Source organism: Allobosea sp. (assembly GCF_048595345.1).
Taxonomy (GTDB): Bacteria; Pseudomonadota; Alphaproteobacteria; order Rhizobiales; family Beijerinckiaceae; genus Allobosea.
In genome coordinates, this window is the sequence record NZ_JBMDWH010000115.1 from 1 (window position 1) to 2881 (window position 2881).

Below are 2881 nucleotides of genomic sequence, written 5' to 3' on the forward strand. Positions count from 1 at the left end.
ATATGCTGGCGACGGCGCATCACGAGACGGGCGGGCGCATGCAGCCGGTGCGCGAGACCTTCGCGGCGAGCGACGGCACCGCGATCGCCCGCCTCGACCGGGCCTTTGCCGAGGGCCGTCTGCCGCAGGTCTCCGCACCCTACTGGCGGCGCGACGTCGACGGGAGGACCTGGCTCGGGCGCGGGCTGGTCCAGATCACGCACCGGCACAACTACGAACGGCTGTCATCGCTGATCGGCGTGGATCTTGTGCAGCACCCCGAGCGGGCGATGGAGATGGCGGTGTCGGTGGAAATCCTCGTCGTCGGCATGCTGCGCGGGGCCTTCACCGGCCGGCGGCTGGCCGACTGCTTTTCACCCGGCCGCGCCGACTGGATCGGCGCGCGGCGGATCATCAACGGACTGGACCGCGCCGAGCGCGTGGCGGGGTACGGGCGGGCGTTTTTCGCCGCGCTGGGCGGGTAGGCGGCGGCGGTGCTGCCCCCCTCATCCGGCTGCCGCCCTCTTCTCCCCGACGGGGATAAGGGGATTGGAGGACCGTTTTCCCGGAGAAAACCGCCTTCAACGGGGAGGAGACCGTCTCGACCTGCCCCGTCGCCCCGCTTGCGGGGAGAAGGTCCCGGCAGGGGGATGAGGGGCGCTTCCCTGCACGAACCGCATTTTGCAACGAACCGAGGGCATCATGAAACTGCCATCCATTTTCTCCCGACGGCGTGCGGCGCCGGCGGAAACCAAGGCGTCGGGCTTCTTCACGCTGACGGCCGAGGGGCGGGCGCACTGGTCGAGCCGGTCCTATGCCTCGCTGTCGCGCGAGGGCTTCATGAAGAACCCGATCGCGCACCGGGCGGTGCGGATGATCGCGGAGGCCGCCGCCTCGGTGCCCTGGCTTGCCTATGAGGGCGAGAGCGAGCGGCCGGGCGATGCGCGTCTTACGCTGCTGTCACGGCCGAACGGGCGCATGGCGGGCACGGATTTCTTCGAGACGCTCTACGGGCACCTGCTGCTTGCCGGCAACGCTTTCGTCGAGGGCGTGCGGGTGGGCGACGAGTTGCGCGAACTGCACCTCCTGCGGCCCGACCGGGTACGCATCGTCGAGGGGCGCGACGGCTGGCCGGAAGCCTATGAATACCGCACCGGCAACCATGTGCGCCGTCACCGCGCGGGCGACGGGGCGGCGGGCGAGGGGCAGGCGATCCTGCATCTGCGGCTGTTTCACCCGCTCGACGACCAGCTCGGCTTCGCGCCGCTCGAGGCCGCCTCCATGGCGCTCGATCTCTCCAATGCCGCGGCGATCTGGAACAAGGCGCTGCTCGACAATTCGGCGCGTCCCTCCGGCGCGCTCGTCTACCAGCCCAAGGAGGGCGGCAATCTTTCGCCCGACCAGTATGCGCGGCTGAAGAGCGAACTGGAGGACGGCTATTCGGGCGCGGCGCGTGCCGGGCGGCCGATGCTGCTGGAAGGCGGGCTCGACTGGAAGGCGATGGGCCTTTCGCCGCGCGAGATGGATTTCGTGGAGGCCAAGAACGGCGCGGCGCGCGACATCGCGCTCGCCTTCGGCGTGCCGCCCATGCTGATCGGCGTGCACGGCGATGCGACCTATGCCAACTACCAGGAGGCCAACCGCGCCTTCTGGCGGCTGACGGTGCTGCCGCTGGTGAGCCGCACCGCCGCCGCCTTCGCCAACTGGTTTTCCGAGGAAGGCGAGGCCGCGCTGCGGCTGGTGCCGGACCTCGACCAGGTCAGCGGCCTTGCCGTGGAGCGCTCCGAACTGTGGGCGCGCGTGGGGGCGGCGGGTTTCCTGACGGACGAGGAGAAACGGCGGGCGGTGGGGTATTGAGGGGGGCGAGGGGCGGTCGTCTGATCGCTTGTGAGAGAGGTGCGGGCGAGAAGACGCGGCGGGCGGTGAGGTTTGAGGGTGCGGTGCACCCCCCTCTGTCCTGCCGGACATCTCCCCCACAAGGGGGGAGATTGGATGGGGGCGATGCTTCGGTTATCTCCAGCGTTACTGAGTGAGCAGTCAGTAGCGTCCTGCCGATCTCCCCCCTTGTGGGGGAGATGCCCGGCAGGGCAGAGGGGGGTGAGCTCCCGAAAACGCCGAAAAAACAGATCGTTGCCCGCAGGACCTGAATCGTTTTGCCGCCATCCGGATTCAACATCTGAACGCGTTGAATCGGATGTCGAGGAAAGCGCGCCAAGGGATTCAAAAGACTCGGCGTTTGCCGCGCCCGCTGCAGAGAAGCCGGCGTGTTCTCGGCCGGTTGGCCGATGCTTCTGGATTTTCATAATAATCTGAAAGGCTTAACAATGGCTGACTTCGGAAACGACGGCGGGCTGTGGACGGCCCGTCTGGTCGGGGCGTCGGCGGGTGCCGCCGTCTCGCTGATCTACCTGCTGCCCAAAAGCCGCCGCGAGGCGGCGTGCCGGTTCTTCACCGGCCTCGCCTGCGGGCTCGTCTTCGGCGGCCCGGCCGGGCTGTGGATCGCTGTCCGCCTCGGCATCGCGAGCTATCTCGGGCCGGTGGAGGTGCTGCTGACGGGATCGGCTGCGGCGAGCCTCTCGGCCTGGTGGGGCCTCGGCGTCCTGGCGCGGGCGGCGGAGCGGATGAGGCAGTGAGGGAGCGAATAGCGAATAGCGAATAGGGAATGGCGAATAGCGAATAGGGGCCGGCGGGCGATGATCGGTCCGCCCTCCCTATTCGCTACTCCCTATTCGCTATTCGCTATTCGCTCTTTCCCAACCCAAACATCGGAGCAACCCATGACAACCGACGACCTGCCGGTCTGGCGGACGAAGAAGTATGCCGATCTGACGCTGGCCGGGGTTTCCGGCGACGGGGCGTTTTCGGGCTATGCCAGCCTGTTCGGCGAGGTGGACCTGGGCAA

3 protein-coding genes and 1 pseudogene are annotated in these 2881 nt (G+C 68.1%); all 4 read left to right on the plus strand.

The window, feature by feature from the left end:
* The coding region (locus ACOJTB_RS11495) for a glycoside hydrolase family 19 protein (RefSeq protein WP_420102655.1) at positions 1-464 on the plus strand (464 nt) is incomplete at its 5' end.
* Between the two features lie 217 nt (positions 465-681).
* Positions 682-1836 carry a phage portal protein gene (locus tag ACOJTB_RS11500; RefSeq protein WP_420102656.1) on the plus strand — a complete coding sequence of 385 codons (1155 nt, stop codon included), beginning with the start codon at positions 682-684 and terminating at the stop codon, positions 1834-1836.
* Positions 1837-2303: 467 nt separating this feature from the next.
* On the plus strand, positions 2304-2612 hold the full coding sequence (locus ACOJTB_RS11505) for a DUF6107 family protein (protein WP_134647580.1): 309 nt from the start codon (positions 2304-2306) through the stop codon (positions 2610-2612).
* Positions 2613-2756: 144 nt separating this feature from the next.
* Positions 2757-2881 (plus strand): annotated as a pseudogene (locus ACOJTB_RS11510) (HK97 family phage prohead protease); the annotation flags it as partial.